The sequence below is a fragment of the Pseudomonas sp. GM30 genome, from assembly GCF_000282275.2.
In the GTDB taxonomy this organism is placed as follows: domain Bacteria; phylum Pseudomonadota; class Gammaproteobacteria; order Pseudomonadales; family Pseudomonadaceae; genus Aquipseudomonas.
On sequence record NZ_AKJP02000027.1, the window covers coordinates 369,536 to 393,455 of the forward strand.

Consider the following 23,920-nt stretch of genomic DNA (forward strand, 5'->3'; position numbering starts at 1 on the left):
TGACGGGGTTCTGACGAAGAGCGGCGGCTAAGGTGATGTCCTTCGCTTTCGGAGCCTGTCCATGACCGTCAAATACCTTGCAGCCAGCCTCGCCCTCGGCCTCAGCGCCAGCGTCTTCGCCAGCGCCGAGCTTCCACGCCACGCTGACCTCGATCTGAAAACCGCACGCCTGCTGGCCGACACGGCGCTGAGCAATTGCACCGCCACGGTCTCGGTGCTCGACCGTGGCGGCAACTTGCTGGTGACCCTGCGCGGCGATGGCATCGGCCCGCACAACACCGCTGCCAGCCAGCGCAAGGCCTACACCGCGCTGTCGACGAAAACCCCGACCCGGCTGTTCGCCGAGCGCGCCCGCAGTAATCCGGAAACCGCCAACCTCAACACCCTCGATGAGCTGCTGTTGCTCGGCGGCGGCATCCCTTTGTTCGCCGCTGATGAACTGGTCGGCGCCATGGGTGTGGCCGGATCCGGCGGCGGCGAGCAGGACGAAAACTGTGCCATCAAAGCCGCCGAAAAGGCCGGCCTGACCTTCACCCGTTCCCAATAAGGAGACTGACCATGACCACCCTGCGCATGACCTTCGCCGCACTCGGCCTGAGTGCCATTTCCAGCCTGGCGCTGGCCGCCGGCAACCCGCTGAGCGTGCACGTGCTCAACCTGGAAAACGGCCTGCCGTCCGCCGGAATCAACGTGACCCTGGAAAAACACGTCGGCCAGAACTGGCAGCCACTGGCCCAAGGCACCACCAACGAACAGGGGCGCATCGCCGAACTGTTCCCGGCCAAACAGCCTTTCGAGGCAGGTGAATACCGGGTGGTGTTCAAGACCGGCGAGTATTTCGAGAAGAACAAGCGCGAGACGTTTTTCCCGGAGATTCCGGTGATTTTCCAGGTGAAGCAGACGGACCAGCACTACCACATCCCGCTGCTGCTCAGCCCTTATGGGTTCTCGACCTATCGCGGTTCGTAAGCCGCACATATGTCCCTTGTAGAAGTGAGCCCTGTGGTGAGGGGATTTATCCCCGATCGACTGCGTAGCAGTCGCCGGACTTCATCACAGGTTGGGGGCGGCTGCGCCCCCCATCGGGGATAAATCCCCTCACCACAGAGGCCCACTCCAGCAATGGATCGGTGTGAAATTTTAAAGTGTGGCGAGGGCGCGCAAACGCTCGGCATCGAGAATCTCGATCTCGCCATACCCAAGCCCGATAATCCCCTGACCTTGCAGATCCTTGAGGATCTGGTTGGTGGTCTGGCGTGACAGCGACAGCATCGACGCCAACTGCTCCTGCGGCAGTTGCAGCACACGGCGCGGCGGGTCGAGTTCGCCGTAGCCTTCGGCGATCATCAACAAACGATGGGCCAGACGCGCCGGGGCCGGTAGCAGACTGAGCTGTTCGAGGTTGATGAAGGTCAGGCGCAATTTCTGGCTCATCAGCAATGCCAGATGCCGCCAGTACACCGGCTGTTCATCGAGGATTTTCAGCAGCATGGCCTGCGGGATATTCAGCAGGGTGCACGGCCCGACCGCATAAGCATCGTGAGTGCGTGGCTGGCCGTCGAACAGGCAGATTTCGCCGAACCAGTGCGGCGCTTCGACCAGGCTCAGCAACGCCTCCTTGCCCTGCTCGCTCACCGCCCCGATCCGGATCGCCCCATCGAGCACCGCGTACAACCCGCACGGCGCATCGCCACGCTGAAACAACCGCTGCCCCGCCGTCAGACGCCGCTCCCGGGCCGCCGCCAACAGACTATCCTGAAAGGATGCTGGCAGATGACTGAACCATTGCCCGGTCAGCAGCTGTGAACGCTTATCCATGATCACTCCCAATTGTCGCCTGCCTGACAGAGCGAACGCCGAACCCGGGGCATGCTGCTCTCACCCTACAGGAGGAACAACAATGAAAAGCCTCGTCGATCATTTGAGTCAATACGCCGCCTACCACCGCGACCCGCGCAACATCGCCAGCCACTTTATCGGCATTCCGCTGATTGTGGTGGCGGTGGCGGTTTTGTTGTCGCGGCCAGAATGGACGCTGGGCGGCGTGTGGCTATCGCCGGCGGTGCTGCTGGCGCTGGCCTCGGCGTGGTTCTACCTGCGCCTGGAACTGAAGCTCGGCGTGCTGATGACGGTGCTGATGGGCCTGTCGGTCTGGGCCGGGCATGCGCTGGCGCAGCAGAGCACCATGGTCTGGCTCAGCAGCGGGCTGGCGATGTTCGTGATCGGCTGGGTGATCCAGTTTGTCGGGCACCACTACGAGGGGCGCAAACCGGCGTTTGTCGATGATGTCAGCGGGTTGATCGTCGGGCCGCTGTTTGTGGTGGCCGAAGTGGTGTTCCTGCTCGGCATGCGTCATGAGTTGAAAGCGCAGATCGAGGCGCGGGCGGGGGTGGTGCGGGTCAATCCGAATCGTGCGGCTGTGTAGATCGCATTCGCGAGCACGCTCGCTCCCACATTTGGAATGTATTTCCCTGTGGGAGCGAGCCTGCTCGCGAAGCTTTTTATCTTAAAGACTGGCAACTTTCTGCCAGACTTTCGGCTTGAAGAACAGGGTTTCACCCTTGGCCAGCCCGATCAGGCTGTCGTGATCCTTCACCACTTCGGCTTCGATCAGATCCGTCTGCCCTTCCACCTTCAACGTCACTCGCGTGGTCGCGCCCAACGGGCGGATATCGCGCACTTCAGCGGCGTGGTGATCTTCCAGCTCATGCTTGGACAACGACACTTCGTGCGGACGGAACAGCACGTGGTTGTCGTCGCTGAGCAGCAAGCGGTTCGAGTCGCCGAGGAAGTGATAAACGAAATCGCTGGCCGGGTTTTCGTAGACGTCGCCCGGCGAGCCGATCTGCTCGATCACGCCCTTGTTCATCACCACGATGCGGTCGGCGACTTCCATCGCTTCTTCCTGGTCGTGGGTCACGAACACCGAAGTCAGGTTGATGTCTTCGTGCAGCCGCGCGAGCCAGCGGCGCAGCTCTTTACGCACCTTGGCGTCGAGAGCGCCGAACGGCTCGTCGAGCAGCAGCACCTTCGGTTCCACCGCCAACGCGCGCGCGAGAGCGATACGCTGACGCTGACCGCCGGAGAGTTGCTCCGGGTAGCGATCCGACAACCAGTCCAGTTGCACCATGTTCAGCAGCTCGTGGACCTTGGTCGCGATCTGGCTTTCGCTCGGGCGCTGGTTTTTCGGTTTCATGCGCAGGCCGAACGCGACGTTGTCGAACACCGTCATATGGCGGAACAAGGCGTAGTGCTGGAACACGAAACCGACGTTGCGATCACGCACGTCGTGGCCGGACACGTCTTCGCCGTGGAACACGATATTGCCGTTATCCGGGGTTTCCAGACCGGCAATAATGCGCAGCAAGGTGGTCTTGCCGCAGCCGGACGGGCCGAGCAGCGCCACCAGTTCACCGCTGTGGATGTCCAGGCTGATGTTGTCCAGCGCCTTGAACGCATTGAAATTCTTGCTGACGTTACGCACTTCGATCGACATGAATTATTCCTCCGCGGCGCTGGCGCGCAGGCGGTTGATACGGTTTTCGCTCCACTGCTTGAGCAGCAGGATGAAGAGCGCCAGGATCAGCAACAGGCTCGCCACGGCGAACGCGGCCACGTGGTTGTATTCGTTGTAGAGGATCTCGACGTGCAGCGGCAAGGTGTTGGTCACCCCGCGAATGTGCCCGGAGACCACCGACACCGCACCGAACTCACCCATGGCCCGCGCAGTACACAGCACCACGCCATAGATCAGGCCCCATTTGATGTTGGGCACGGTGACATGCCAGAACATCTGCCAGCCGTTGGCGCCGAGCAGCCGCGCGGCTTCCTCTTCCTGCGTGCCTTGTTCCTGCATCAGCGGAATCAGTTCGCGGGCCACGAACGGCACGGTGACGAAGATCGTCGCCAGCACGATGCCCGGCAGGGCGAAGACGATCTGGATGTCGTGATCCTGCAGCCACGGGCCGAACAGGCCCTGAGCGCCGAACATCAGCACGTAGACCAGACCGGCGATCACCGGCGACACCGAGAACGGCAGGTCGATCAGCGTCACCAGCATGCTCTTGCCACGGAACGAATATTTGCTCACGCACCATGCGGCGCTGACGCCGAACACCAGGTTCAACGGCACCGAAATCAGCACGGCGATCACCGTAAGTTTTAGCGCCGACAAGGCGTCCGGTTCAAAGATCGCCGTGAAGAATGCACCGAGGCCATTTTTCAGCCCCTGCGACACCACGATGAACAACGGCAACACCAGAAACAGGAAAAAGATCAGCCAGCCGAGACCGATCAGGATTCTGCGCGAAGTAGCACTGCCACGCCGCGCAGCGTTGGCCGAGGACGCGGCCGCAATAGACGATTGGGACATGTTCGCGCCTCCTTATGGGGTTTCGATGCGCCGCTGCAACAGGTTGATCAGCAGCAACAGGACGAAGGAAACCACCAGCATCAGCACGCCGATGGAAGTGGCGCCGGTGTAATCGTACTGGTCGAGTTTGACCATGATCAGCAGCGGCAGGATCTCGGTTTTCATTGGCATGTTGCCGGCGATGAAAATCACCGAGCCGTACTCGCCGACGCCGCGGGCGAACGCCAGGGCAAAACCGGTCAGCCAAGCCGGCAACAGCGCTGGCAGGAGGATATGGCGGAACACCTGCAACGGTTTCGCGCCAAGGCAGGCGGCGGCTTCTTCGACTTCACGCGGGATGTCAGCCAGTACCGGCTGCACCGTGCGCACCACGAACGGCAGGGTGACGAAAGTCAGCGCCAGGGTGATGCCCAACGGGGTGTAGGCGATCTTGAAACCGAGGTCGGCGGCGAACTGGCCGACCAGGCCGGTCGGGGTGTACAGCGCGGTCAGGGCGATACCGGCCACCGCCGTCGGCAGGGCGAACGGAAGGTCGATCATCGCGTCGATGACCTTGCGCCCGGGGAAGGTGTAGCGCACCAGCACCCAGGCCAGCAGCGTGCCGATGATGCCGTTGATGATCGCGGCACACAGCGCGGTGCCGAAGCTCAGCTTCAGCGCGGCCAGCACTCGCGGTGCGGAAATGATCGTCCAGAACTGATCCCAGGTGAGTTGGGCGGCGTGGACGAACATCGCCGCCAGCGGGATAAGCACAATCAGGCTGAGGTACACCAAGGTGTAACCCAGCGTCAGCCCGAAGCCGGGTATGACGGGGGAGATACGACGCGACATAAAAGTCCTTGGTTAAAAGCATTCCGCTGAACGCATCAATGTGGAAGTGAGCCCTGTGGTGAGGGGATTTATCCCCTCACCACAAAAGCTCACTCCCACATCTCAAGTGCCTGAACTTCAGGCTCATTGTGGAGCAGATTACTGCGCCTGATAGATCTGGTCGAACACGCCACCGTCGTTGAAGAATTTCGGCTGCGCGGTTTTCCAGCCGCCGAAGTCCTTGTCGATGGTCACCAGTTCCAGTTTCGGGAACTGCTGGGCGTACTTCGCCGCCACGTCCTTGTCACGCGGGCGGTAGAAGTTCTTCGCGGCGATCTCCTGACCGGCCGGGCTGTACAGGTGCTTCAAGTAAGCTTCGGCGATCTGCTCGTTGCCCTTCTTCTCGGCGTTCTTGTCGACCACCGCCACCGGTGGTTCGGCAAGGATCGACAGCGAAGGCACGACGATGTCGAACTTGTCGGCGCCGCCGTCTTCTTTCAACGCCAGGAACGCTTCGTTTTCCCAGGCCAGCAACACATCACCCTGACCGTTGTTGACGAAGGTGATGGTCGAACCACGAGCGCCGGTGTCCAGTACCGGAACGTGCTTGAACAGGGTCTGCACGTACTCTTTGGCTTTTTCTTCGCTGCCGCCGTTGGCTTTCAGGCCGTAGGCCCACGCGGCGAGGAAGTTCCAGCGCGCACCGCCGGAGGTTTTCGGGTTCGGGGTGATCACCGAAACGTCGTTCTTCACCAGATCGCCCCAGTCCTTGATGCCTTTCGGGTTGCCCTTGCGCACCAGGAACACGATGGTCGAGGTGTACGGGGTGCTGGCGTCCGGCAGACGCTTCTGCCAGTCGGCCGGCAGGGTCTTGCCGAGCTTGGCGATTTCGTCGATGTCGCCGGCCAGCGCCAGGGTCACGACGTCGGCGCGCAGACCGTCGATCACCGCGCGGCCCTGCTTGCCCGAACCGCCGTGGGATTGCTGGATTTTCACGGTGTCGCCGGCATGATCCTTCTGCCAGAACTTGATGAATTCGGCGTTGTAGTCCTGATACAGCTCGCGCGTCGGGTCGTACGACACGTTGAGCAGTTCGTAATCCTTGGCAACCGCGGAACCGGCAAACACAGCGCTGGCCAGCGCGGCCAAAGCGTAACGGCGAATCGACGACATGGTGAAAGCTCCTGGAATTCTTGGTGGTGGCTTTTTCTTATGTGTTGCTGGAATCGGGTTGCTCATTCAAAGATCGCCGCCTGCGCCAGCGCTTGCGCACAGCCCCCTGCAAAAGCTGGCGCAGGCGGCGATCTTTTTCAGCTCGGCTTGTTACCCGGCTGCTGCAAACGGAATTTCTCTTTGCGTTCGATCTGCACGACCTGGGCGTTGTGCACAGTGATCTCCACCGCGCCGAAACGCAGATCGCGCAGGGCGCTCTGGATTTCACGCAAGATGGTGGTTTCGTCCTGACCGTCAACGCTGCGAAGGGATGCGCTCATGGTGCTGCTCCTTTGAATGGGATATGCCTGGCAGTGGGCGGCACTGCGTTCGGCGTGGGAGCAATATAAGAGAGGCGCAGATATTCTTAAAAAGACTATTTAAGAATGTTTATATAACTGGAAAACATTATGTGGCGGGGCAAGGGTTTGCGCGGTGTTCCCGCGACGAAAGAACACCGCAACCCCTGTGGCGAGGGAGCTTGCTCCCGCTCGAGTGCGAAGCGCTCGCCGTTTTTTTGGCCTGCTACGCAGTCCAGCGGGAGCAAGCTCCCTCGCCACAGAATCGGATTCAACCGATAAACGGTGCGCGCGCCCAATCAATCTCCCCCGCCGGCACCGGCCGCCCAAACCAGTAGCCCTGCCCCAGATCGCACTCCTGCTCCAGCAGAAATGCCGCCTGCTCGGCCTGCTCGATCCCTTCGGCATGCACCTGCATGCCCATGCTGCGAGCCAGTGCGATGATTACCCGGACAATCGCCGCGTCGTCCTCGTCCCACGGCAGGCCGGCGACAAAACCCTGATCGATCTTGAGCTTCTGCACCGGCAGGCGCTTGAGTCGCAGCAGCGACGAATAGCCGGTGCCGAAATCGTCGATGGCCAGGCGAATACCCAGCTCGCGCAACCGGTGCATTTGTTCCAGCGCCACTTCCGGATCATCCATCACCGCGCTTTCGGTGACTTCCAGCTCCAGATACGCCGGATCCAGCCCGGTCTCGTGCAGCACCTGCGCCACCTGCTGATACAGCTCTCGCCGGGCAAACAAGCGCGACGACACGTTCACCGCGACAAACGACAGCACAATCCCGGCCTGCTGCCACTGACACATCTGCGAACACGCCTGACGCATCACCCACGCATCGATTTCGGCGATCAGCCCGGTGCGCTCGGCAATCGGGATGAACTCCGCCGGCGACACCAGCCCCCGCTGCGGATGTTGCCAGCGCACCAGCGCTTCGACGCCGATCAGGCGACTGCTGTGCAAATCGTGCACCGGTTGGTAATAGACCCGCAGTTCCTGTTGCTCCAGCGCGCGGCGCAGTTCGAAGGCGATCTCGACTCGTTGCTGCGCGTGGGCGGTCAGCTCTTCGGTGTACAACGCATAACCGTTGCGGCCGCTGCTCTTGGCCTTGAACAGCGCGGCGTCGGCATTGCGCAGAAGTTGGTCGGCACTCAACGCATCACTGGGGAACAGGCTGATACCGATACTCGCGTTGATGAACAGCTCATGCGCATCGATGCAGAATGGCTCCTTCAGCGCATCGAGAATGCGCTGAGCCAGCGCCGCCGCCTGCACCAGCTGTGGACAACTTTCCGCCAGCACCGCGAACTCGTCACCGCCAAGCCGCGCCAGAGTAATTCCGGGGCCGAACAGTTCCTGCAGGCGTGCCGCCACCGCTTTGAGCAAGCGGTCACCGACGTTGTGGCCGAGGCTGTCGTTGATCATCTTGAAGTGATCCAGATCGATCATCAGCAACGCGCAGCCGCGCTTGTGGATCTGCGCCGACGCCAGCGCCTGCTCGGCGCGGTCACTGAACAGCAGACGGTTGGGCAGATCGGTCAGTGGATCGTGGTGGGCCAGGTGCTTGAGTTCGTGTTCGGAATCCTTGATCGCGCTGATGTCGGAGAACACCGCCACGTAGTGGCTGAGGCGGCCCTGATCGTCGTGAATCACGCGGATGGTCTGCCACTGTGGATAAATCTCGCCGCTCTTGCGCCGGTTCCAGATCTCCCCGCTCCACTCGCCCTCGCTCTCCAGCGTGGCGAACATTGCCTGATAGAAGCCCGGCGGATGGTGGCCGGACTTGAACAGGCTTGGCTGATGCCCGAGGACTTCTTCGCGCTGATAGCCGGTGATCTCCATGAACGCGCGATTGACGTGCACGATCAACCCCTGACGGTCGGTGACCAGCACCCCTTCACGGGTGCAATCGAACACCGCGGCCGCCTGGCGCAGGCGTTCGCGGTCGGACTGACGCTCGCGTAACCGCGCACCGATGCCGAGAAATTCGCACAATCTGGCCCGTGCCAGGAAAATCAGGCCAGCACTGACGGTAGCCCAGACGTAACCGTTGATCAGTTGCCATCGCTGCAGATCGACAGACTCATCAAAGAAACTGTTCAATAAGTAACCAGTGCCCTGCAGCCAGACGACAGCAAGCACCAGGTAAAGCAGCGCTGCACGCAAGGCATCGCGGTAAGTGGCAGGCATTCGGCTGTCCATGTCCCTACAAAAAAGGTTGGAATTATAGGTCAAGAAACATCCAGCGACTCTTATCTGAAAGGGCGACTGGTTTTATCTGTGTGCTTGGTGATAATGCAACGGCTGTTTTTATCTTTATCGAGGGCCCTATAGCCTATGTGGTACGAAGGTTTTCTTGGCTTGTCGGCCTGGTCTCTGGTCGCGGTCACCCTGCTGATGACCCACGTGACAATTGTCGCCGTCACGGTCTATCTGCACCGTTATTCGGCCCACCGTTCGCTTGAACTGAACGCTGGCCTGAAACACTTTTTCCGCTTCTGGCTGTGGCTGACCACGGCGCAGAACACCCGCGAGTGGACTGCCATCCACCGCAAACACCACGCCAAATGCGAAACCGAAGATGATCCGCACAGCCCGGTGATCAAAGGTCTGTCCACCGTGCTGCGCAAAGGCGCCGAGCTGTATCGCGCCGAAGCCGAGAACCCGGAGACCCTGCGCATCTACGGCAAAAACTGCCCGGAAGACTGGATCGAGCGCAACCTCTACAGCCGCTATCCGCTGCTGGGCGTGGCGATCATGGGCGTCATCGACCTGCTGCTGTTCGGCACCATCGGCATCACCATCTGGGCGATCCAGATGATGTGGATCCCGGTCTGGGCTGCCGGCGTGGTCAACGGTCTGGGTCACGCCATCGGCTACCGCAACTTCGAATGCCGCGACGCCGCGACCAATCTGGTGCCGTGGGGCATCCTGATCGGCGGCGAAGAACTGCATAACAACCATCACACCTACCCCAACTCGGCCAAGCTGTCGGTGAAAAAGTGGGAGTTCGACCTCGGCTGGGCGTGGATCAAGGTCTTCAGCTTCCTCGGTCTAGCCAAGGTGCAGCGTGTGGCGCCGATCGCCCACCGCGTCGAAGGCAAGGGCAGTCTGGACATGGACACCGCCATGGCGATCCTCAACAACCGCTTCCAGATCATGGCCCAGTACCGCAAGTTGGTCATCGGCCCGCTGGTCAAGCAGGAGCTGGACAAGGTCGATCATTCGGTACGCCATCAATTCCATCGGGCCAAACGTCTGCTGTCGCGGGAAACCAGCCTGCTGGAAGACCGCCATCACTTGCGCATCCAGAACATGCTCGAGCACAGCCAGGCGCTGAAGGTAATTTACGAAAAACGCCTGGCCCTGCAGCAGATCTGGGTCAAGACCAGCGCCAATGGTCATGACATGCTCGCCGCCATCAAGGAATGGGTGCACGAGGCCGAGGCCAGCGGTATCCAGTCGCTGCGTGAATTCGCCGACCAGCTGAAAACCTACTCGCTGCGCCCCGCCGCAGCCTGACCGCCATGAACGAATCCCCTGTGGCGAGGGGATTCATCCCCGATCGGTAGCGCAGCTACCGCAAATTTGTCGACGCGTTCTCATTGCTGAAACGCGTCATATCTACCGCCCGGCGGGAGCAAGCTCCCTCGCCACAAAAGCGCGGAACTTAGCACCGAAAGCCCTATCTCAAAGACACTTCGCCACCCCGGCGGGCTGTACTGTGGCAGTTGTCGAAATCGCGGCACGCCCTTTGAGATAAGTGCCGATGGTCAACAACAATCAAAAAGACTCATCCCCTGCGCAGTGGCCCGAGGCCGCGCAAACCCTGATGGCGCTGATGCACGCCCAAGGCGAAGTCGCCCGGCTGAGCGAGCGCGAACAGCTGTTCAGCTCACTGCTGGTGAGCGTCAACGCGGTGCTTTGGGCGTTCAACTGGGAAACCCGTCAGGTGCTGTACGTCAGCCCTGCGTATGAGCGGATTTTCGGTCGCTCCGCAGGCCTGCTGCTGGCCGACTACAACCAGTGGCGCGACAGCATCTACCCCGACGACCTGGATTACGCCGAACGCAGCCTTGCCGAAGTCCTGCACACAGGCGCAGTGGAAGACCGCGAATACCGGATCATCGCCGCTGACGGACAGGTTCGCTGGCTCAGCGACAAATGCTTCATCAACCGTCAGGACGAGCCCGGGCAACCGGTGATCATTGTCGGCATCGCCGAAGACATCACCGACAAGAAGCACATGGAAACCGAGCTGCATCGCCTGGCGACCACTGACGTGCTGACCCAGAGCAGCAACCGCCGACATTTCTTCGAATGCGCCAACCGCGAGTTCGAAGAGGCGCGCCTGCAAGGTGCACCTCTAGCCTTTCTGCTGTTGGACATCGATGACTTCAAGCAGATCAACGATAGCTACGGCCACCCGGAAGGTGACAACGTGCTGCAGCGCATCGCCGAATGCGGGCGCGGCTCCTTGCGCCGTGGCGATCTGTTCGGACGCATTGGTGGCGAGGAATTCGCCGCCGTGTTCCCGGGTTGCGCGCCGGACATGGCGATGCAAGTGGCCGAGCGGCTCCAGCAGGAGATTCAGCGGTTGAGCTTCAACGTGGACGGCCAGACGTTCGGCATCACCGTCAGCCAGGGATTGACCAGCCTTCACGATGACGACGAAAACCTCGACAGCCTGTTCGCCCGGGCGGACGCGGCGATGTACGAGGCCAAGCGTCAGGGCAAGAACCGGATTATCTCAAGCTGAAACCCACCATCCGATTCACCTCCCCAGTAGGAGCTGCGGCACGCTGCGATCTTTTGATTTTGTTTTAAAAGACAAGATCAAAAGATCGCAGCGTGCCGCAGCTCCTGCAGGGGGATGCTCGTGAGTCCGGTTACTTGCGCATCCGCATCAATTCCGGCAGCCCGATCTTCAACAACCGCGCCGTGCGACTCTTCGCCAGCTCTTCGACGCCCTCATGCTCGGTCAGACGGGCCATTTGCGCCGCCATGTTCATCACCAGCGCCTCACGGGAGTAAACCCCGCCTCCGAGCTGGTAGACCGACGCAATCAACTCACGCAGCTCCAGCGGCAAGCGCCAGCGTGTACGCAACGCCGAACCGTAAGCCGCGCCGAACTCCGCCAGCGCGTCGCCGACTTCCTCCAGCTCATCCAGCTCGCCGCCGGCCTGCTTCCACTCCTGCAAACAACGCAGCAACGCCAGGTCACCGAGACGATGCAACATACCGGCGCAGTAGCAGCGCTCCTGATCCAGATCGAGCAGGCGCGCCAGCGTGCGGGCATATTCGGCCGTGTGCAGCGACAACCCCCAATAGCGCTCGGCGTAGTCCGCCAGGCATGGATCGCTGAGTTTGGCGCTGCGCTTGAGCGCCAGGCCGAGAATCAGGTTCATGCTCTGCCCGGTGCCGAGGCGATGCAGCGCCTGACCCAGGGTCTGCACCGCCGCGCCATGATGCTGCGCCGCGCTGTTGGCGGCGGCGATCAGCACGGCGGTGATCTGCGGATCGGTGCGGATTTCTTCTTCCAGCAGTTTCAGGTCGAGGCCATTGGGGTTGAGACTGCGTTTGACCGCCACTTGCACATCGGTCATCAACGGCGCGCCATCCGCCTGCTCGCGACGCCGCTCAAGGAACACCGACAAGGTCATGCCCGGCGCCAGCGTCGGCACTTCACAGAAAACCTCTTCGCCTGCATCCAGCAGCAACCCCTGCAAGCGCTCGGTCAGGTTTTCCATGTTCAGCGGTTTGGTCAGGTAGGCCGTGGGCGCCAACGGAATGGCTTCACGCACGCTGGCGCTGTCGTTGCGGCTGCTCATCAGGATGAACGGCAGCGGCGGATTGCGTTTGCGCTGCCGCACGCTGCGCAGCACGCTCAAGCCGTCGATACCCGGCAACTCCCAATCGACAATGGCCAGGTCATAGGGCACTTCGCTGAGTAAAGACAGGGCTTGCTGGCCGTCGGCACACAGGTCCAGCCGCGCATCGCAGCGCACATTGAGCAACACTTGTTTAAGCAGGTCCCGGGACCATGGATCAGCCTCGGCAATCAGCACTCGGGGTACGGCGGGTAAATCAACGGCAGTCATGCGCGCTCTCCCTTGCAATGCCTGAACCTTAGCCAATGCTGGCCTTTCGATACAGCGCAAAAGCGCCGGATGTGTTTCAAGGGGCGTAAAAAAACCCGCCGAAGCGGGTTTTTTGTCGAACCGATCACACGGAGTCGGGGCTTACAGCTCCGAGAAGCACTCTTCGATGATCGCCAGGCCTTTGTCCAGTTGCTCGTCCGGCGAGGTCAGCGGTACGAGGACGCGCAGCACGTTGCCGTAAGTGCCGCAGGACAGCAGGATCAGGCCCTTGTCGCGCGCCTTGGCTACCACAGCCGCGACAGCGGTCGGGTTCGGCTTGTGGCTGTCGCCGTTTTCGAACAGCTCGACCGCGATCATCGCGCCCAGCGCACGCACTTCACCGATCACCGGGTACTTGGCCTGGATGGCCTTCAGACCGGTTACCAGACGCTCGCCGACAGCCTTGCAGCGGTCCAGCAACTTCTCTTCTTCGAACACTTCCATCACGGCCAGAGCCGCAGCGCAAGCGATCGGGCTACCGGCGTAGGTGCCGCCCAGGCCGCCTGGAGCGATGGCGTCCATGTATTCGGCCTTGCCGCAGACACCGGCCAGCGGGAAGCCGCCAGCGATGGATTTGGCGAAGGTGGTCAGGTCGGCAGCAACGCCCATCTGTTCCATGGCGAAGAAGGTGCCGGTACGGCCAGCGCCGGTCTGCACTTCGTCAGCGATCAGCAGGATGCCGTGCTGGTCGCACAGGGCACGCAGACGCTTCATGAATTCTTTCGGCGCGACGTAGAAACCACCTTCGCCCTGCACAGGCTCGATGATGATCGCGGCGATGTCTTTCGGCTCGGCGTCGTTCTTGAAGATGCGCTCGATGGACGCGATCGAATCGTCGATGCTCACGCCGTGCAGCTCGTTCGGGTACAGCGCGCGGAAAATGCCGCCTGGCATCAGGCCCATGCCGGCCGAGTAAGGCACGACCTTACCGGTCAGGCCCAGGGTCATCATGGTGCGACCGTGGTAAGCGCCGGTGAAGGCGATCACGCCGGCACGGCCAGTGGCGGCGCGGGCGATTTTCACGGCGTTTTCCACGGCTTCGGAACCGGTGGTCACCAGCAGGGTTTTCTTGGCGAAATCACCTGGCACCTTGGCGTTGATCTTTTCGCACAGCTCAACGTACGGCTCGTAGGCCAATACCTGGAAGCAGGTGTGGGTCAGCTTGTTCAGCTGTTCGGTCACGGCGGCGATGATTTTCGGGTGCACGTGGCCGGTGTTCAGCACGGCGATACCGCCGGCGAAGTCGATGAACTCACGACCTTCAACGTCAGTCACGGTAGCGTTCTTCGCCGATTCGGCGAAGATCGGGTGAATCTGGCCAACACCACGTGGAACAGCAGCGGTACGGCGGGCCATCAGATCAGCGTTAGTCTTGCTCATTACAGTCCTCATTCACCGCTCATCGGGCGGCGTGGTTCAAGGATTAAGCGGGAGAAATCGGCGGTGGCAGCATGCGATGATCGACTGCCACGGCGTTCCTGGCCGCAGAGAAAATTCCGGTTTTGAAACGACGCAAAGGGACAGCGCTCTCGTGCCCTTTGCGTTTGCAGCGATCCCTTTCCCGGCTTAGATGCCCAGGCAGAGGTATTTGATTTCCAGGTAATCCTCGATGCCGTACTTGGAGCCTTCACGGCCCAGGCCCGACGCCTTGATGCCGCCGAATGGCGCGACTTCGTTGGAGATCAACCCGGTGTTGACGCCGACCATGCCGTATTCCAGGGCTTCAGCCACACGGAACACACGGCCCAGATCGCGAGCGTAGAAGTAGGAGGCCAGACCGAACTCGGTGTCGTTGGACATCGCGATCACTTCGGCTTCGTCTTTGAAGCGGAACAGCGGCGCCAGCGGGCCGAAGGTTTCCTCCTTGGCGACGGCAGCGTCTTTCGGCACGTTGGTCAGGATGGTCGGCTCGAAGAAGTTGCCTTCCATCGGCTTGCCTCCGGCCAGTACGGTGGCGCCTTTGGCCACGGCGTCAGCGATGTGCTCTTGCACCTTGGCCACGGCTTTCTCGTCGATCAGCGGGCCAGTGGTGGTGCCTTCTTCCAGACCGTTGCCGATCTTCAGCTTGGCCACCGCCACTTTCAGCTTCTCGGCGAACGCGTCGTAAACCGAATCCTGAATGTACAGACGGTTGGCGCAGACGCAGGTCTGGCCGTTGTTGCGGTATTTGGAAATGATCGCGCCTTCCACGGCCTTATCCAGATCCGCGTCGTCGAACACGATGAACGGCGCGTTGCCGCCCAGTTCCAGCGAGACTTTCTTGATGTCCTTGGCGCATTCCGACATCAGCTGACGACCGATTTCGGTCGAACCGGTGAAGGACAGTTTGCGCACGATCGGGTTGCTGGTCAGCTCGCTGCCGATGTCGCCGGCGCTGCCGGAAACCACGCTGAACACACCTTTAGGGATGCCGGCGCGCTGGGCCAGTTCAGCCAGAGCGAAGGCGGAGAATGGAGTTTGCGAAGCCGGCTTGAGCACCATGGTGCAACCGGCGGCCAGCGCAGGGCCGGCTTTACGGGTGATCATCGCCGCCGGGAAGTTCCACGGGGTGATCGCGGCGGTCACGCCGATCGGCTGTTTGATCACGATCAGGCGCTTGTCCGGCTGGTGGCCCGGAATCACGTCACCGTAGATGCGCTTGGCTTCTTCGGCGAACCACTCGATGAACGAAGCGGCGTAAACGATTTCGCCCTTGGCTTCGGCCAGCGGCTTGCCCTGCTCGAGGGTCATCAGGCGTGCGAGGTCATCCTGGTTCTCGATCATCAGTTCGAACCAGCGACGCAGCTTGCCGGCACGCTCTTTGGCGGTCAGTGCACGCCAGGCCGGCAGCGCCTTGTCGGCGGCTTCGATGGCACGGCGGGTTTCCGCAGCGCCCATCTTCGGCACGGTACCGAGGATTTCGCCGGTGGCCGGGTTGTTGACCTTGATCGTCTGACCGTTGTCCGCATCGACCCAAGCGCCATCAATGAAGGCTTGCTGGCGGAACAACTGGGTGTCTTTAAGCTGCATGTCGGCTTTCCTTAACAGCACCGCGGCCTGCGCGGAGCAAAATTATGATTGTAGAAAGGCGCCTCGCAAGGCTGCCGTCAGGGAAATCATCGACCGGGTGAGGCGCAGTGATCGTGCGTTATTCTCAGCACCTGCGCTTCAACACCCGATCAAAGAGCGTTTGAAATCTCAAACGGATCGTAGGAGCAAAGGGGTTAAAGGACAATAGGTCGTTCGAAAAAAAGAACAAAAACCCTGTGTTTGCTGGTTTTTTCAGATCAACGCGCAAAAAGCCCCGGCCGCAGCCAAACCATAGAACAGCCAGGAAAAAGCGCCAAGCGAGGGTTTTGCAGGACGTTACAGCTTTAAGGAATGCAGCGTTTCACACCGACACGCGCACTGACAAAACCCGCCAAAACCCGGCATGGACGCCCCGAGCCGACCTAGGTATGATGTCGCCCGCTGCACCAGTAGCTCAGCTGGATAGAGTACTGCCCTCCGAAGGCAGGGGTCGTGGGTTCGAATCCCGCCTGGTGCGCCATGAATTGAAACGAGAAAGCCCCGGACTGTGATGGTCCGGGGCTTTTTTGTGGACGCGGTGTTTCATGCAACGACGCTCACTCCGTCGTCCAGTCAAACTCGTCGTAATCGTCGTCTTCCTCTTCTTCCCCAACCTCCTCGAAAACCTCGTCTTCTTCCACGACGTCTTCTTCCGACTGGTTCAGCAGAAACTCCTTGCGCGCCTCGGTAATCGCGCGCCGCATCTCCTCGCCCTTCTGCGGGCAGTTGAGGAGTTGGGCGATGCGGTCGATTTTTGCTGCCACTTTGTTCTCCAGCGCTTCAGCCATGGCCCGATAGTGCGCGTTTTTGCCGGGCAATGCCAAATGGCTGGGCGAACAAGCGGTCAGTTCTGGCGGATTTTTTCGAGTCGCCGGTCGAGGTCCACGTTGGGGTAGCGTTTGTGCAGATTGTTGTACAGCGCATCAGCGGCTTGCGACTGGCCGGAGTCGCGCAGGCGCAGGACTTCGTGCAGTTGCGTGTCGAGGCCGTTGGCCGGGGCGGTGGCGCGTTTGCCGAGTTTGGCCTCGTCGGCGCTGATCGCGTCGCTTTGCATCGGCTCGGCCATTTCCATCATCGGTGCCGGCGCGGACAGGGCGGCAGCGGGCGGAGCGGGCAATGATTGCGCTTCGAGAGCTTGCTTGCGCGCCAGTGGCGCGGCCGGTTTGGCGGCCGGGGCGAAGTCGAATTGCCGTTGTGGCTCCGGTGCACGTTGCACCAGCGACAAAATCAGCGCCACACCGACCAGACTGGCGAAGGCGACCTGCCAACGCGGTTTCTGACAGGCCTGCAGCCAGCGTTGCCACAGGCCTGGCTTGGGCACCGGGGTTTCGCGGTGGGCAGCTTTGAGGATGAGCGCATCAAGGTGCGCCGGCGGTTCAGCGTTGCGCTGTTCGCGCACATGGTTGATCACAGGATCTTCGGGTGTCTGGCGGGCGTCAGTCATGTCAGTACCTCCTCGGCCAGCAGCCGACGCAGTTTTTGCTGGGCGTAACGCAAGCGGCTCTTGACGGTTTCCAGCGGTGTTTCGGTGAGGCTGGCGATTTGCGCCAGGTCGAGGTCGCCATGGGCGCGCAGCAGGAACACTTCACGCTGATCAGCAGGCAAGGTTTGCAGAGCGCTTTCCAGGCGCTGGTTGTCGCGGCTGAGGTTCAGCAGTTGTTCGGGATCGTGGGTCTCGTCGCCAATCGCATGCAGCTGTTCGTCGTAGCTGTCGTGCAGCGGCTGATGCACGCCGTGTTTGCGCCAGTGATCGATCAGCCGATTGCGCGCAATCTGGAACAGCCATGTACGAAACGTCGCCCGTCCCTGTGGCTGACTGGTGCTGCGGATCAGGCTCAGCCAGGTGTCCTGAAACACCTCGTCAGCCAGTTCCGGTTTGCCGCTCAACCCGAGCAGGAACCGATACAAACCCTGGCGATGGCGGGCGTACAGAATCTCGAACGCCGCACCGTCGCCCTCGCGGTAACGCGCCAGCAGCGTTTCATCGCTGCTAGCGACCGGGCTGTCTGGCGCAGCAAACAGCTGACTGACGAAGCCTTTGAATCGGCTCACTATTCAATCCGTCGCTCAGTGGGCATCGCATTCGATGCGGTTGAGGTGCGCAGGCTTTGCGCCAGCTCCACCAGTTGCACGAACTCGTTGCGCAAGCCGAAACGGTCGTCGCCGCGAGCGCCACGGGCCAGTGCCTCGGTGTCCTTGAGGCTGAAGTCGCCGGTGTAGCGGGCGTCCTTGAGCTGCTCGGAAAACGCTGCCACTGCCGCCGCGAAACGCAGGTCCTCGCTGGCTGGTGCGAGCTGATTGGTAATCGGCCGCTCGATCAGCAGACTTTTCCCACCTTCAGGCTGTTGATAACGCACACGCAGCATTGCCAATTCCCCGCTATTCCCGGAAACAGCTGCATCCGATTTACCGTAGCGCAACGGTTCCAGCCAGCCCTTCTCACCTGCCGGGACAATTTCATACAGCGCGGTCACCGTGTGTCCTGCGCCGACTTCACCGGCATCGACCTTGTCGTTGCTGAAATCTTCACGCTTCAAGGCGCGGTTTTCGTAGCCGAGCAGGCGATATTCACTGACCTGCGCCGGGTTGAATTCCACCTGCAATTTGACGTTTTTCGCCAGCACCGCCAGGGTCGAACCGAGTTGATCTACCAGCACCTTGCGCGCCTCGCGCAGGTTGTCGATGTAGGCGTAGTTGCCGTCGCCGGCGTCGGCCAGTTGTTCCATCAAGTGTTCATTGTAGTTATCCACACCGAAACCCAGGGTGGTCAGGGAAATCCCGGTTTTGCGTTTATCCACAGCCATTTGCTTGAGGCTGTCGAAGTCACTGATGCCGACGTTGAAGTCACCGTCAGTGGCCAACAGGATGCGGTTGATACCTTTGGGGATGAACGCCTGTTGCGCCATTTGATAGGCCAGTTCGATGCCCGACGCACCAGCGGTTGAACCGCCTGCGGTCAATTGCTCGATGGATGTGCGAATTTTCGCTTTATCCCGGCCAGACGTTGGCTCCAGCACCACGCGGGACTCGCCGGAGTACACTACCAGCGACACCCGATCCTGTTCGCGCAACTGATCGACCAGCAGTTTTAGCGTGCTTTTGACCAGCGGCAGCCCTTCGCGGCGATCCATCGAACCGGACACGTCCACCAGAAACACCAGATTCGCCGGGGCCAGTTCCGCCACGGCACGGTCGGAGGCCTTGATGCCGATACGCAGCAGGCGGGTGTGGGGATTCCACGGGGTGGCGGCCAGTTCGGTGGTTATGCCGAACGGCGAGCCATCGGTCGGCAGCGCGTAGTCATAGGGAAAATAATTGACCATCTCCTCAAGCCGCACCGCGCCTTCCGGCGGCAGACGTCCCTGATTGAGCAGACGCCGGACGTTGGCGTAGGCCCCCGTATCGACGTCAGCGCTGAAGGTCGAGACCGGAGACTCGGCGACGCTGTGAATCGGGTTGTCGGCCAGCGCCTGATACTGCTCGCGCTGCTCGTCGCGATAGCCTTGTGGATAACTTTCCGGTGCCGGCATCGCCGCGAAACTGGCAATGGGCGCCGGACTTGCTCTGCGCTTGACCATCACACTGTCAGCGGCGAGCGCTTCATGCTGAATCGACGTCTGCGGCTGGGCCGGCGTCGGGATGGCAGCCGATTCGGGATTGGAAGACACGCCGCAACCGGCGGCGGTCAACAACACACCGACGGCAACGGGTCGCAGAAAAGGCAGGGAGCGGGACATGGGGGCTGGCCTCGGGATGAAAGTGATCCATTCATCCACTGAGACGGGCAGCCCCTTCAGATCGGGTTAAACGCCGCTGAAAATATTTTCAGCGGTGATAACGCCGAACCACGCTGCTGTTACGCAGTACGTGACCTTTGATCTTGTCCATCAGCTCGGCGCGGGTCAGGCCGGCGGGCAAAGCGTCCGGGGCCAGATCCAGCGCGTAGATCTGAATGATGTAGTGGTGGGCGCTGTCGCCAACCGGTGGGCACGGCCCGATGTAATGGGTGGTGCCTTTGCTGTTGGTACCGCCCATGCCTTCGAGACTGGATTTGGCGCCGACCCCGGCCGGAATCTGCCGGGTGGTGGCCTTGATGCCGTAGTGAATCCAGTGATCGACGCCCGCACCTTTCTGGCCGTCCGGGTCGTGCATGACGATCGCGTAGCTCAGGGTACCGGCAGGGCCCGCATTCCACGCCAGCGCCGGCGACTGGTTCTTGCCGCCACAGCCAGCCGCATCGCTCGCTGCGGCCGAGGTGAACAGGCGATTGTCCGAGACACCGGGGATGTCGAGGGTAAAGCGCTCGGCCGCCTGCGCCGGAAACTGCACGCAAAGGGCGACGGCGACGGCCGCCAGCCAAGGGTTGAGAGAGGTCAATCGGGTCATTCCGGGAGTACCTTGTGCAGTTGGGCCTTCGTCGGCCTGCAAACTATAGCTGTACCGTTCGTACCTTGGCAGTGGCAATTGGCTGAACCTCGCACTGCGGCGCAAACTCGTAAGAGAAATGCCTGTCAGGAGCACGAACATGAGCCTGCACCGTGTCGCCCGTGTCGCCGATGTCCCCGAAGACCGTGGCCTGCAAGTCGAAATCGGCGACTGCAAGATTGTCCTGCTACGCGCAAACGGCCAGCTACGGGCATTTCAGGGAGAATGCCCACATGCCGGCGCGCCCTTGGCTGACGGTGCGTTGTGTCACGGACGTCTGATTTGCCCTTGGCACAAGGCTGCGTTTCGCGCCGAAGACGGCGCGTTGTGCGAGCCGCCGGCCCTCGACAGTCTCAAGCGTTATCCGCTGGAATTACGCGGCGAGGATGTCTGGGTCGATGATCAGCCGTTGATCGATGCGCACACACCACCAGAGGATGACCCGCGCACTTTCGTGATTGTCGGCGCAGGTGCAGCCGGCACGGCGTGCGCGGCCGCATTGCGGGAGAAAGGTTTTGGCGGCCGGATCATCATGATCGATCGTGAGCCGGACGCCGGATACGACCGCACGGTGCTGAGCAAATTTGTCCTCGCGGGCGAGATGTCGGCGCAGGAAACTCCGCCTCTGCGCGACGAAGATTTTTATAAAGAGCAACGCATCGAACGCCGGCAAAGCGCAATCACTGCCCTGGACGCTTCAGCGAAAACCCTGCATCTGAGCGACGGCCAATCCCTGTCCTACGACGCCGCAGTGCTCGCCACCGGCGGCGAGCCCAACCCGCTGCAACTGCCCGGCGCCGACCTGCCGCAGGTGTTTGTGCTGCGTTCGAAAGCCCAGACCGAACAGATCATGCGCGAGGCCAAACCTGACCAGCGCGCCGTGATCATCGGCGACAGCTTCATCGCCCTCGAATGCGCCTCGGCCCTGCGTCAGCACGGCCTCGACGTCACGGTCATCGCCCGCCACGCCATTCCGTTCGCCGCGCAGTTCGGCGAAGCTGTGGGCAAGGCGATCCGTGCGCTTCACGAACAACACGGGGTGAAATTCATCACCGATCACGAAGCCCGGGAAATCACCGGTGATGGCAAGGTCGAGGCGGTGTTGCTGGACAACGGCTTGCGCCTGTCGGCGGATCTGGTCCTGGCGGGGGTTGGCGTACACCCGGCCACCGAGGCTTTCACGTCGCTACCGAAGGAGAAGGACCAGTCACTTCGCGTCGATGCCGGCCTGCGTGTTTGCGACGGTCTCTGGGCAATCGGCGATATCGCCACCTTCCCCCTGAACGGCCAGCCACAACGCATCGAACACTGGCGCCTGGCCCAGCAGCATGCCCGAATCGCTGCAGCCAACATGCTCGGCGCTGACGAGCATTATCTGGATGTGCCGTTTTTCTGGACCTGGCACTTCGGCAGGAACTATGACTATCTGGGTCACGCGAGTCAGTGGGATGAAATCGAGTTCAAGGGCGAACCCGGGCATCCGCCCTTCATCGGCCTGTTCGGACAAAACGGCGTGGTGGTTGCCGCTGTGGCATGCGAGGAAGAACGGGCCATGGCGATGCTCGCCGAACGGATGAAACAGCCGCTGACGATGGAAGACGCGTGGAAGCTGATCCGCGGCTGAATGCTGAACAATGTAGGAGCTGCCGAAGGCTGCGATCTTTTGATCTTTCAAATCAGAATCAAAAGATCGCAGCCTTCGGCAGCTCCTACAGGGGGGGCGCCGTTCAGGTGGGGCGATTTATCGGGTCGCGATTATCGTCGTCCTCGGCGTGCAGGAAGATCACCCGGGGATGTTCCAGCGGCGCCAGCGGTGGCGGCAGCTCGGCAGGCTCCAGCGGACGAAAGTTCAGCACCACGTGGCTGATGTCACCGTCCTGATCGTTGTGGATGGTCATCACCCCGGGGGTGCGCAGCTTCTGCAAGCGCTCGTCGCACAGGCGAAAGCTCTTGGTCAGCCCTTCATCATCGACCACCGGTGCCGGCAATCGACGCTGAGCGAAACTTCTGCTTTTGCGCTGCTGATAACGCGCCCAACCAATCAGGATCACTGCGTTGACCAGCGCCACCCACAGGTAGATCTGCAACGTACCCAGGGCCTCGAACGCCGAGTTGTCGATGCGTGGCCCACCGGCGTGGGTCTCGATCAACGGCCACAGTCCGCGAATCAGCAGAAACAGCAGGCCGACCCAGGCCAGCACGGTGAGGACCACATCGACCACCACCAGGAAGGGCCGCTGCCGGGTCCGGATGATTTTCATTTGATGACCTCCTCTTCGTCGTCGCCGACCGGTTTGATGCCGCGGTCAGGGCTGACCCAACGCGCACGCTTCTGGTGTTGACCAAACAGCACTTTGGGGAAACTGACCAGGGTGGTGAGCAGGCTTACCAGCCAGAACGCGATCGGGTACCAGACCACCCAGAACATGGTTCGGCCCAACCCCGGTTCGTAGCGCCGGTCGATAATGATGCTGACCGCGAATTGCACCAGGCAGACGAACGCCAGTAACAGGCCGGTGAACGCCGGGGGCATCAGGTGATGCACGGCAATCGATTCCGGCATGACCACGAACTTGCCAACACCCCAGAAAATCACCGACAGCAGGAAGGTGAAGGCCCAACCGGTTGACAGGCAGTATTCGAACAGCAGCGGCCACAGGTAACGATGGCGGTATTGCCAGATGCCGCGAATGTTCTTGAACAGCACCTCGGCACCGCCCTGCGCCCAGCGCAGGCGCTGCTTCCACAGGCCGCGCAGGGTTTCCGGCATCAGGATCCAGCACAGGGCGCGCGGCTCGTAGAAGATGCTCCAGTGATCGAGTTGCAGCTTCCAGCTGATGTCGATGTCTTCGGTGATCATGTCCGGGCTCCAGTAGCCGACCCGGTTCAACGCGGTACGACGGAACGCGACGATCACCCCGGACACGGTGAAGATCCGCCCGAACACCCGTTGCGTACGCTTGATCAGACCGATGATCGACGAGAACTCGCCGACCTGCACCCGCCCGACCAAGGTCGAACGTGTGCGGATGCGCGGGTTGCCGGTCACTGCGCCCAACCGCGCGTTATCGAGCATCGGCGCCACCAGATAGGCCGCCGTGTTCGGCGCCAACAGCGCGTCGCCGTCGATGCACACCAGATATTCGCTGCGCGCAGCAATGGCGCCCATGCGCAGGGCCACGGCCTTGCCCTGGTTTTCCGCCAGATGCAGCACGCGCAGGCGCGGGTCTTCCTGGGCGAGCCGGTCGAGCACTTCGGCGGTGTTGTCCTTGGAGCCGTCGTTGATCGCGATGACTTCGATGTTCGGATAGTGCTGGGCCAGCGCTGCGTGAATGGTGTCGGCAGCGTTTTCGCCTTCGTTGTAGCAAGGGATCAGGATCGAAATCAGTGGTTCGCCTTCCAGTGGCGGCGGCAGGGTGTCGTCCTTCCACGGCCAGTGGCGTTCCCAGTGCAGCCAGAAATACAGGCCACCGGCGATCCACAGCCCGGACATGAACAACGGGTAGAAGAACACGAAGTCCATCAGGAACTGCCCGGTGACCAGGAAGATCAATCCCAGCGGCACGCCGAGGACGAGCGCCAGAACAAGCAGGGCTAACAGTCTATCCAGCAT

General features: G+C 61.3%; 23 protein-coding genes and 1 tRNA gene. 7 read left to right on the top strand and 17 right to left on the bottom strand.

The features are described from left to right. Positions 1–61 precede the first annotated feature (61 nt). Positions 62–547, top strand: coding sequence for a GlcG/HbpS family heme-binding protein (locus PMI25_RS19505; protein ID WP_007963485.1), 486 nt, complete (start codon positions 62–64; stop codon positions 545–547). An 11-nt stretch (positions 548–558) separates the two neighbouring features. Next, entirely contained in the window at positions 559–969 is a 411-nt protein-coding gene (gene uraH / locus PMI25_RS19510; protein ID WP_007963486.1) for a hydroxyisourate hydrolase, read from the top strand. Between the two features lie 171 nt (positions 970–1,140). Here the strand turns inward: uraH and PMI25_RS19515 are convergent, their stop codons facing one another. Further along, the gene (locus PMI25_RS19515) at positions 1,141–1,818 is read right to left on the bottom strand and encodes a Crp/Fnr family transcriptional regulator (RefSeq protein ID WP_007963487.1); all 678 of its coding nucleotides are present in this window, start codon (positions 1,816–1,818) and stop codon (positions 1,141–1,143) included. 82 nt (positions 1,819–1,900) lie between these two features. Here PMI25_RS19515 and PMI25_RS19520 point away from each other — a divergent pair, with 82 nt between their 5' ends. Continuing rightward, positions 1,901–2,425, top strand: coding sequence for an Mpo1 family 2-hydroxy fatty acid dioxygenase (locus PMI25_RS19520; protein ID WP_007963488.1), 525 nt, complete (start codon positions 1,901–1,903; stop codon positions 2,423–2,425). A gap of 81 nt (positions 2,426–2,506) precedes the next feature. Here the strand turns inward: PMI25_RS19520 and PMI25_RS19525 are convergent, their stop codons facing one another. The 6 genes from PMI25_RS19525 to dibA form a co-directional block, all read right to left on the bottom strand. After that, a complete protein-coding gene (locus tag PMI25_RS19525) occupies positions 2,507–3,496 on the bottom strand; it encodes a sulfate/molybdate ABC transporter ATP-binding protein (RefSeq protein WP_007963490.1) in 990 nt (329 codons plus the stop codon). A gap of 3 nt (positions 3,497–3,499) precedes the next feature. Beyond that, entirely contained in the window at positions 3,500–4,372 is an 873-nt protein-coding gene (gene cysW, locus PMI25_RS19530; protein WP_007952817.1) for a sulfate ABC transporter permease subunit CysW, read from the bottom strand. 12 nt (positions 4,373–4,384) lie between these two features. Beyond that, the gene (cysT, locus tag PMI25_RS19535; RefSeq protein ID WP_007952818.1) at positions 4,385–5,203 is read right to left on the bottom strand and encodes a sulfate ABC transporter permease subunit CysT; all 819 of its coding nucleotides are present in this window, start codon (positions 5,201–5,203) and stop codon (positions 4,385–4,387) included. Positions 5,204–5,341: 138 nt separating this feature from the next. Next, positions 5,342–6,355, bottom strand: a complete 1,014-nt coding sequence (locus tag PMI25_RS19540; RefSeq protein ID WP_003220509.1) for a sulfate ABC transporter substrate-binding protein — start codon at positions 6,353–6,355, stop codon at positions 5,342–5,344. Positions 6,356–6,492: 137 nt separating this feature from the next. After that, positions 6,493–6,675 (bottom strand): sulfur starvation response protein OscA, encoded by a 183-nt coding sequence (gene oscA / locus PMI25_RS19545; protein ID WP_003220508.1) that lies wholly within the window; start codon positions 6,673–6,675, stop codon positions 6,493–6,495. 289 nt (positions 6,676–6,964) lie between these two features. Next, positions 6,965–8,884, bottom strand: a complete 1,920-nt coding sequence (dibA, locus tag PMI25_RS19550; protein WP_007963493.1) for a phosphodiesterase DibA — start codon at positions 8,882–8,884, stop codon at positions 6,965–6,967. A gap of 147 nt (positions 8,885–9,031) precedes the next feature. On the opposite strand from dibA, the gene desA reads away from it, so the two are divergent. Beyond that, complete coding sequence (gene desA, locus PMI25_RS19555; RefSeq protein WP_007963495.1) at positions 9,032–10,216, top strand: delta-9 fatty acid desaturase DesA; 1,185 nt, start codon at positions 9,032–9,034, stop codon at positions 10,214–10,216. A gap of 247 nt (positions 10,217–10,463) precedes the next feature. Further along, the gene (locus PMI25_RS19560; RefSeq protein WP_007963496.1) at positions 10,464–11,453 is read left to right on the top strand and encodes a GGDEF domain-containing protein; all 990 of its coding nucleotides are present in this window, start codon (positions 10,464–10,466) and stop codon (positions 11,451–11,453) included. A gap of 130 nt (positions 11,454–11,583) precedes the next feature. Here PMI25_RS19560 and PMI25_RS19565 read toward each other — a convergent pair whose 3' ends face one another. The 3 genes from PMI25_RS19565 to gabD form a co-directional block, all read right to left on the bottom strand. After that, positions 11,584–12,795: a response regulator gene (locus PMI25_RS19565; RefSeq protein ID WP_007963497.1), complete on the bottom strand. Its 1,212-nt coding sequence runs from the start codon at positions 12,793–12,795 to the stop codon at positions 11,584–11,586. A gap of 141 nt (positions 12,796–12,936) precedes the next feature. After that, on the bottom strand, positions 12,937–14,214 hold the full coding sequence (gene gabT, locus PMI25_RS19570) for a 4-aminobutyrate--2-oxoglutarate transaminase (protein ID WP_007963500.1): 1,278 nt from the start codon (positions 14,212–14,214) through the stop codon (positions 12,937–12,939). A 186-nt stretch (positions 14,215–14,400) separates the two neighbouring features. Beyond that, on the bottom strand, positions 14,401–15,843 hold the full coding sequence (gabD, locus tag PMI25_RS19575) for an NADP-dependent succinate-semialdehyde dehydrogenase (protein ID WP_007963502.1): 1,443 nt from the start codon (positions 15,841–15,843) through the stop codon (positions 14,401–14,403). Positions 15,844–16,286: 443 nt separating this feature from the next. Here gabD and PMI25_RS19580 point away from each other — a divergent pair. Continuing rightward, positions 16,287–16,363 (top strand) — tRNA-Arg (locus PMI25_RS19580). Between the two features lie 76 nt (positions 16,364–16,439). Here the strand turns inward: PMI25_RS19580 and PMI25_RS19585 are convergent. The 5 genes from PMI25_RS19585 to PMI25_RS19605 form a co-directional block, all read right to left on the bottom strand. Beyond that, complete coding sequence (locus tag PMI25_RS19585) at positions 16,440–16,670, bottom strand: hypothetical protein (protein ID WP_007963505.1); 231 nt, start codon at positions 16,668–16,670, stop codon at positions 16,440–16,442. A 56-nt stretch (positions 16,671–16,726) separates the two neighbouring features. Further along, positions 16,727–17,326: a hypothetical protein gene (locus tag PMI25_RS19590; protein ID WP_007963507.1), complete on the bottom strand. Its 600-nt coding sequence runs from the start codon at positions 17,324–17,326 to the stop codon at positions 16,727–16,729. After that, positions 17,323–17,904: an RNA polymerase sigma factor gene (locus tag PMI25_RS19595; RefSeq protein WP_177325729.1), complete on the bottom strand. Its 582-nt coding sequence runs from the start codon at positions 17,902–17,904 to the stop codon at positions 17,323–17,325. Before PMI25_RS19595 ends, PMI25_RS19590 begins: the two co-directional genes overlap by 4 nt. Positions 17,905–17,933: 29 nt before the next feature. After that, positions 17,934–19,619: a vWA domain-containing protein gene (locus PMI25_RS19600; protein ID WP_007963511.1), complete on the bottom strand. Its 1,686-nt coding sequence runs from the start codon at positions 19,617–19,619 to the stop codon at positions 17,934–17,936. An 88-nt stretch (positions 19,620–19,707) separates the two neighbouring features. Continuing rightward, positions 19,708–20,268, bottom strand: coding sequence for a YbhB/YbcL family Raf kinase inhibitor-like protein (locus PMI25_RS19605; protein ID WP_007963512.1), 561 nt, complete (start codon positions 20,266–20,268; stop codon positions 19,708–19,710). Between the two features lie 139 nt (positions 20,269–20,407). Between PMI25_RS19605 and PMI25_RS19610 the strand changes: the two genes are divergently transcribed. After that, complete coding sequence (locus tag PMI25_RS19610; protein ID WP_007963514.1) at positions 20,408–21,931, top strand: FAD-dependent oxidoreductase; 1,524 nt, start codon at positions 20,408–20,410, stop codon at positions 21,929–21,931. 103 nt (positions 21,932–22,034) lie between these two features. On the opposite strand, the gene pgaD is transcribed toward PMI25_RS19610, so the two are convergent. After that, positions 22,035–22,568: a poly-beta-1,6-N-acetyl-D-glucosamine biosynthesis protein PgaD gene (pgaD, locus tag PMI25_RS19615; protein WP_007961452.1), complete on the bottom strand. Its 534-nt coding sequence runs from the start codon at positions 22,566–22,568 to the stop codon at positions 22,035–22,037. Beyond that, the gene (gene pgaC / locus PMI25_RS19620) at positions 22,565–23,920 is read right to left on the bottom strand and encodes a poly-beta-1,6-N-acetyl-D-glucosamine synthase (RefSeq protein WP_007961454.1); all 1,356 of its coding nucleotides are present in this window, start codon (positions 23,918–23,920) and stop codon (positions 22,565–22,567) included. The genes pgaD and pgaC overlap by 4 nt, the downstream gene beginning before the upstream one ends.

Excerpts from the sequence above, each read along its gene's own strand:
- uraH (WP_007963486.1), top strand. The coding sequence starts at position 559 with ATGACCACCCTGCGCATGACCTTCGCCGCACTCGGCCTGAGTGCCATT.
- PMI25_RS19590 (WP_007963507.1), bottom strand. The coding sequence starts at position 17,326 with ATGACTGACGCCCGCCAGACACCCGAAGATCCTGTGATCAACCATGTG.
- gabD (WP_007963502.1), bottom strand. The coding sequence starts at position 15,843 with ATGCAGCTTAAAGACACCCAGTTGTTCCGCCAGCAAGCCTTCATTGAT.
- desA (WP_007963495.1), top strand. The coding sequence starts at position 9,032 with ATGTGGTACGAAGGTTTTCTTGGCTTGTCGGCCTGGTCTCTGGTCGCG.
- PMI25_RS19585 (WP_007963505.1), bottom strand. The coding sequence starts at position 16,670 with ATGGCTGAAGCGCTGGAGAACAAAGTGGCAGCAAAAATCGACCGCATC.
- PMI25_RS19505 (WP_007963485.1), top strand. The coding sequence starts at position 62 with ATGACCGTCAAATACCTTGCAGCCAGCCTCGCCCTCGGCCTCAGCGCC.
- PMI25_RS19610 (WP_007963514.1), top strand. The coding sequence starts at position 20,408 with ATGAGCCTGCACCGTGTCGCCCGTGTCGCCGATGTCCCCGAAGACCGT.
- dibA (WP_007963493.1), bottom strand. The coding sequence starts at position 8,884 with ATGCCTGCCACTTACCGCGATGCCTTGCGTGCAGCGCTGCTTTACCTG.
- PMI25_RS19565 (WP_007963497.1), bottom strand. The coding sequence starts at position 12,795 with ATGACTGCCGTTGATTTACCCGCCGTACCCCGAGTGCTGATTGCCGAG.
- PMI25_RS19605 (WP_007963512.1), bottom strand. The coding sequence starts at position 20,268 with ATGACCCGATTGACCTCTCTCAACCCTTGGCTGGCGGCCGTCGCCGTC.
- gabT (WP_007963500.1), bottom strand. The coding sequence starts at position 14,214 with ATGAGCAAGACTAACGCTGATCTGATGGCCCGCCGTACCGCTGCTGTT.
- cysW (WP_007952817.1), bottom strand. The coding sequence starts at position 4,372 with ATGTCCCAATCGTCTATTGCGGCCGCGTCCTCGGCCAACGCTGCGCGG.
- PMI25_RS19600 (WP_007963511.1), bottom strand. The coding sequence starts at position 19,619 with ATGTCCCGCTCCCTGCCTTTTCTGCGACCCGTTGCCGTCGGTGTGTTG.
- PMI25_RS19525 (WP_007963490.1), bottom strand. The coding sequence starts at position 3,496 with ATGTCGATCGAAGTGCGTAACGTCAGCAAGAATTTCAATGCGTTCAAG.
- pgaC (WP_007961454.1), bottom strand. The coding sequence starts at position 23,920 with ATGCTGGATAGACTGTTAGCCCTGCTTGTTCTGGCGCTCGTCCTCGGC.
- PMI25_RS19560 (WP_007963496.1), top strand. The coding sequence starts at position 10,464 with ATGGTCAACAACAATCAAAAAGACTCATCCCCTGCGCAGTGGCCCGAG.
- PMI25_RS19515 (WP_007963487.1), bottom strand. The coding sequence starts at position 1,818 with ATGGATAAGCGTTCACAGCTGCTGACCGGGCAATGGTTCAGTCATCTG.
- oscA (WP_003220508.1), bottom strand. The coding sequence starts at position 6,675 with ATGAGCGCATCCCTTCGCAGCGTTGACGGTCAGGACGAAACCACCATC.
- PMI25_RS19520 (WP_007963488.1), top strand. The coding sequence starts at position 1,901 with ATGAAAAGCCTCGTCGATCATTTGAGTCAATACGCCGCCTACCACCGC.
- PMI25_RS19540 (WP_003220509.1), bottom strand. The coding sequence starts at position 6,355 with ATGTCGTCGATTCGCCGTTACGCTTTGGCCGCGCTGGCCAGCGCTGTG.
- pgaD (WP_007961452.1), bottom strand. The coding sequence starts at position 22,568 with ATGAAAATCATCCGGACCCGGCAGCGGCCCTTCCTGGTGGTGGTCGAT.
- cysT (WP_007952818.1), bottom strand. The coding sequence starts at position 5,203 with ATGTCGCGTCGTATCTCCCCCGTCATACCCGGCTTCGGGCTGACGCTG.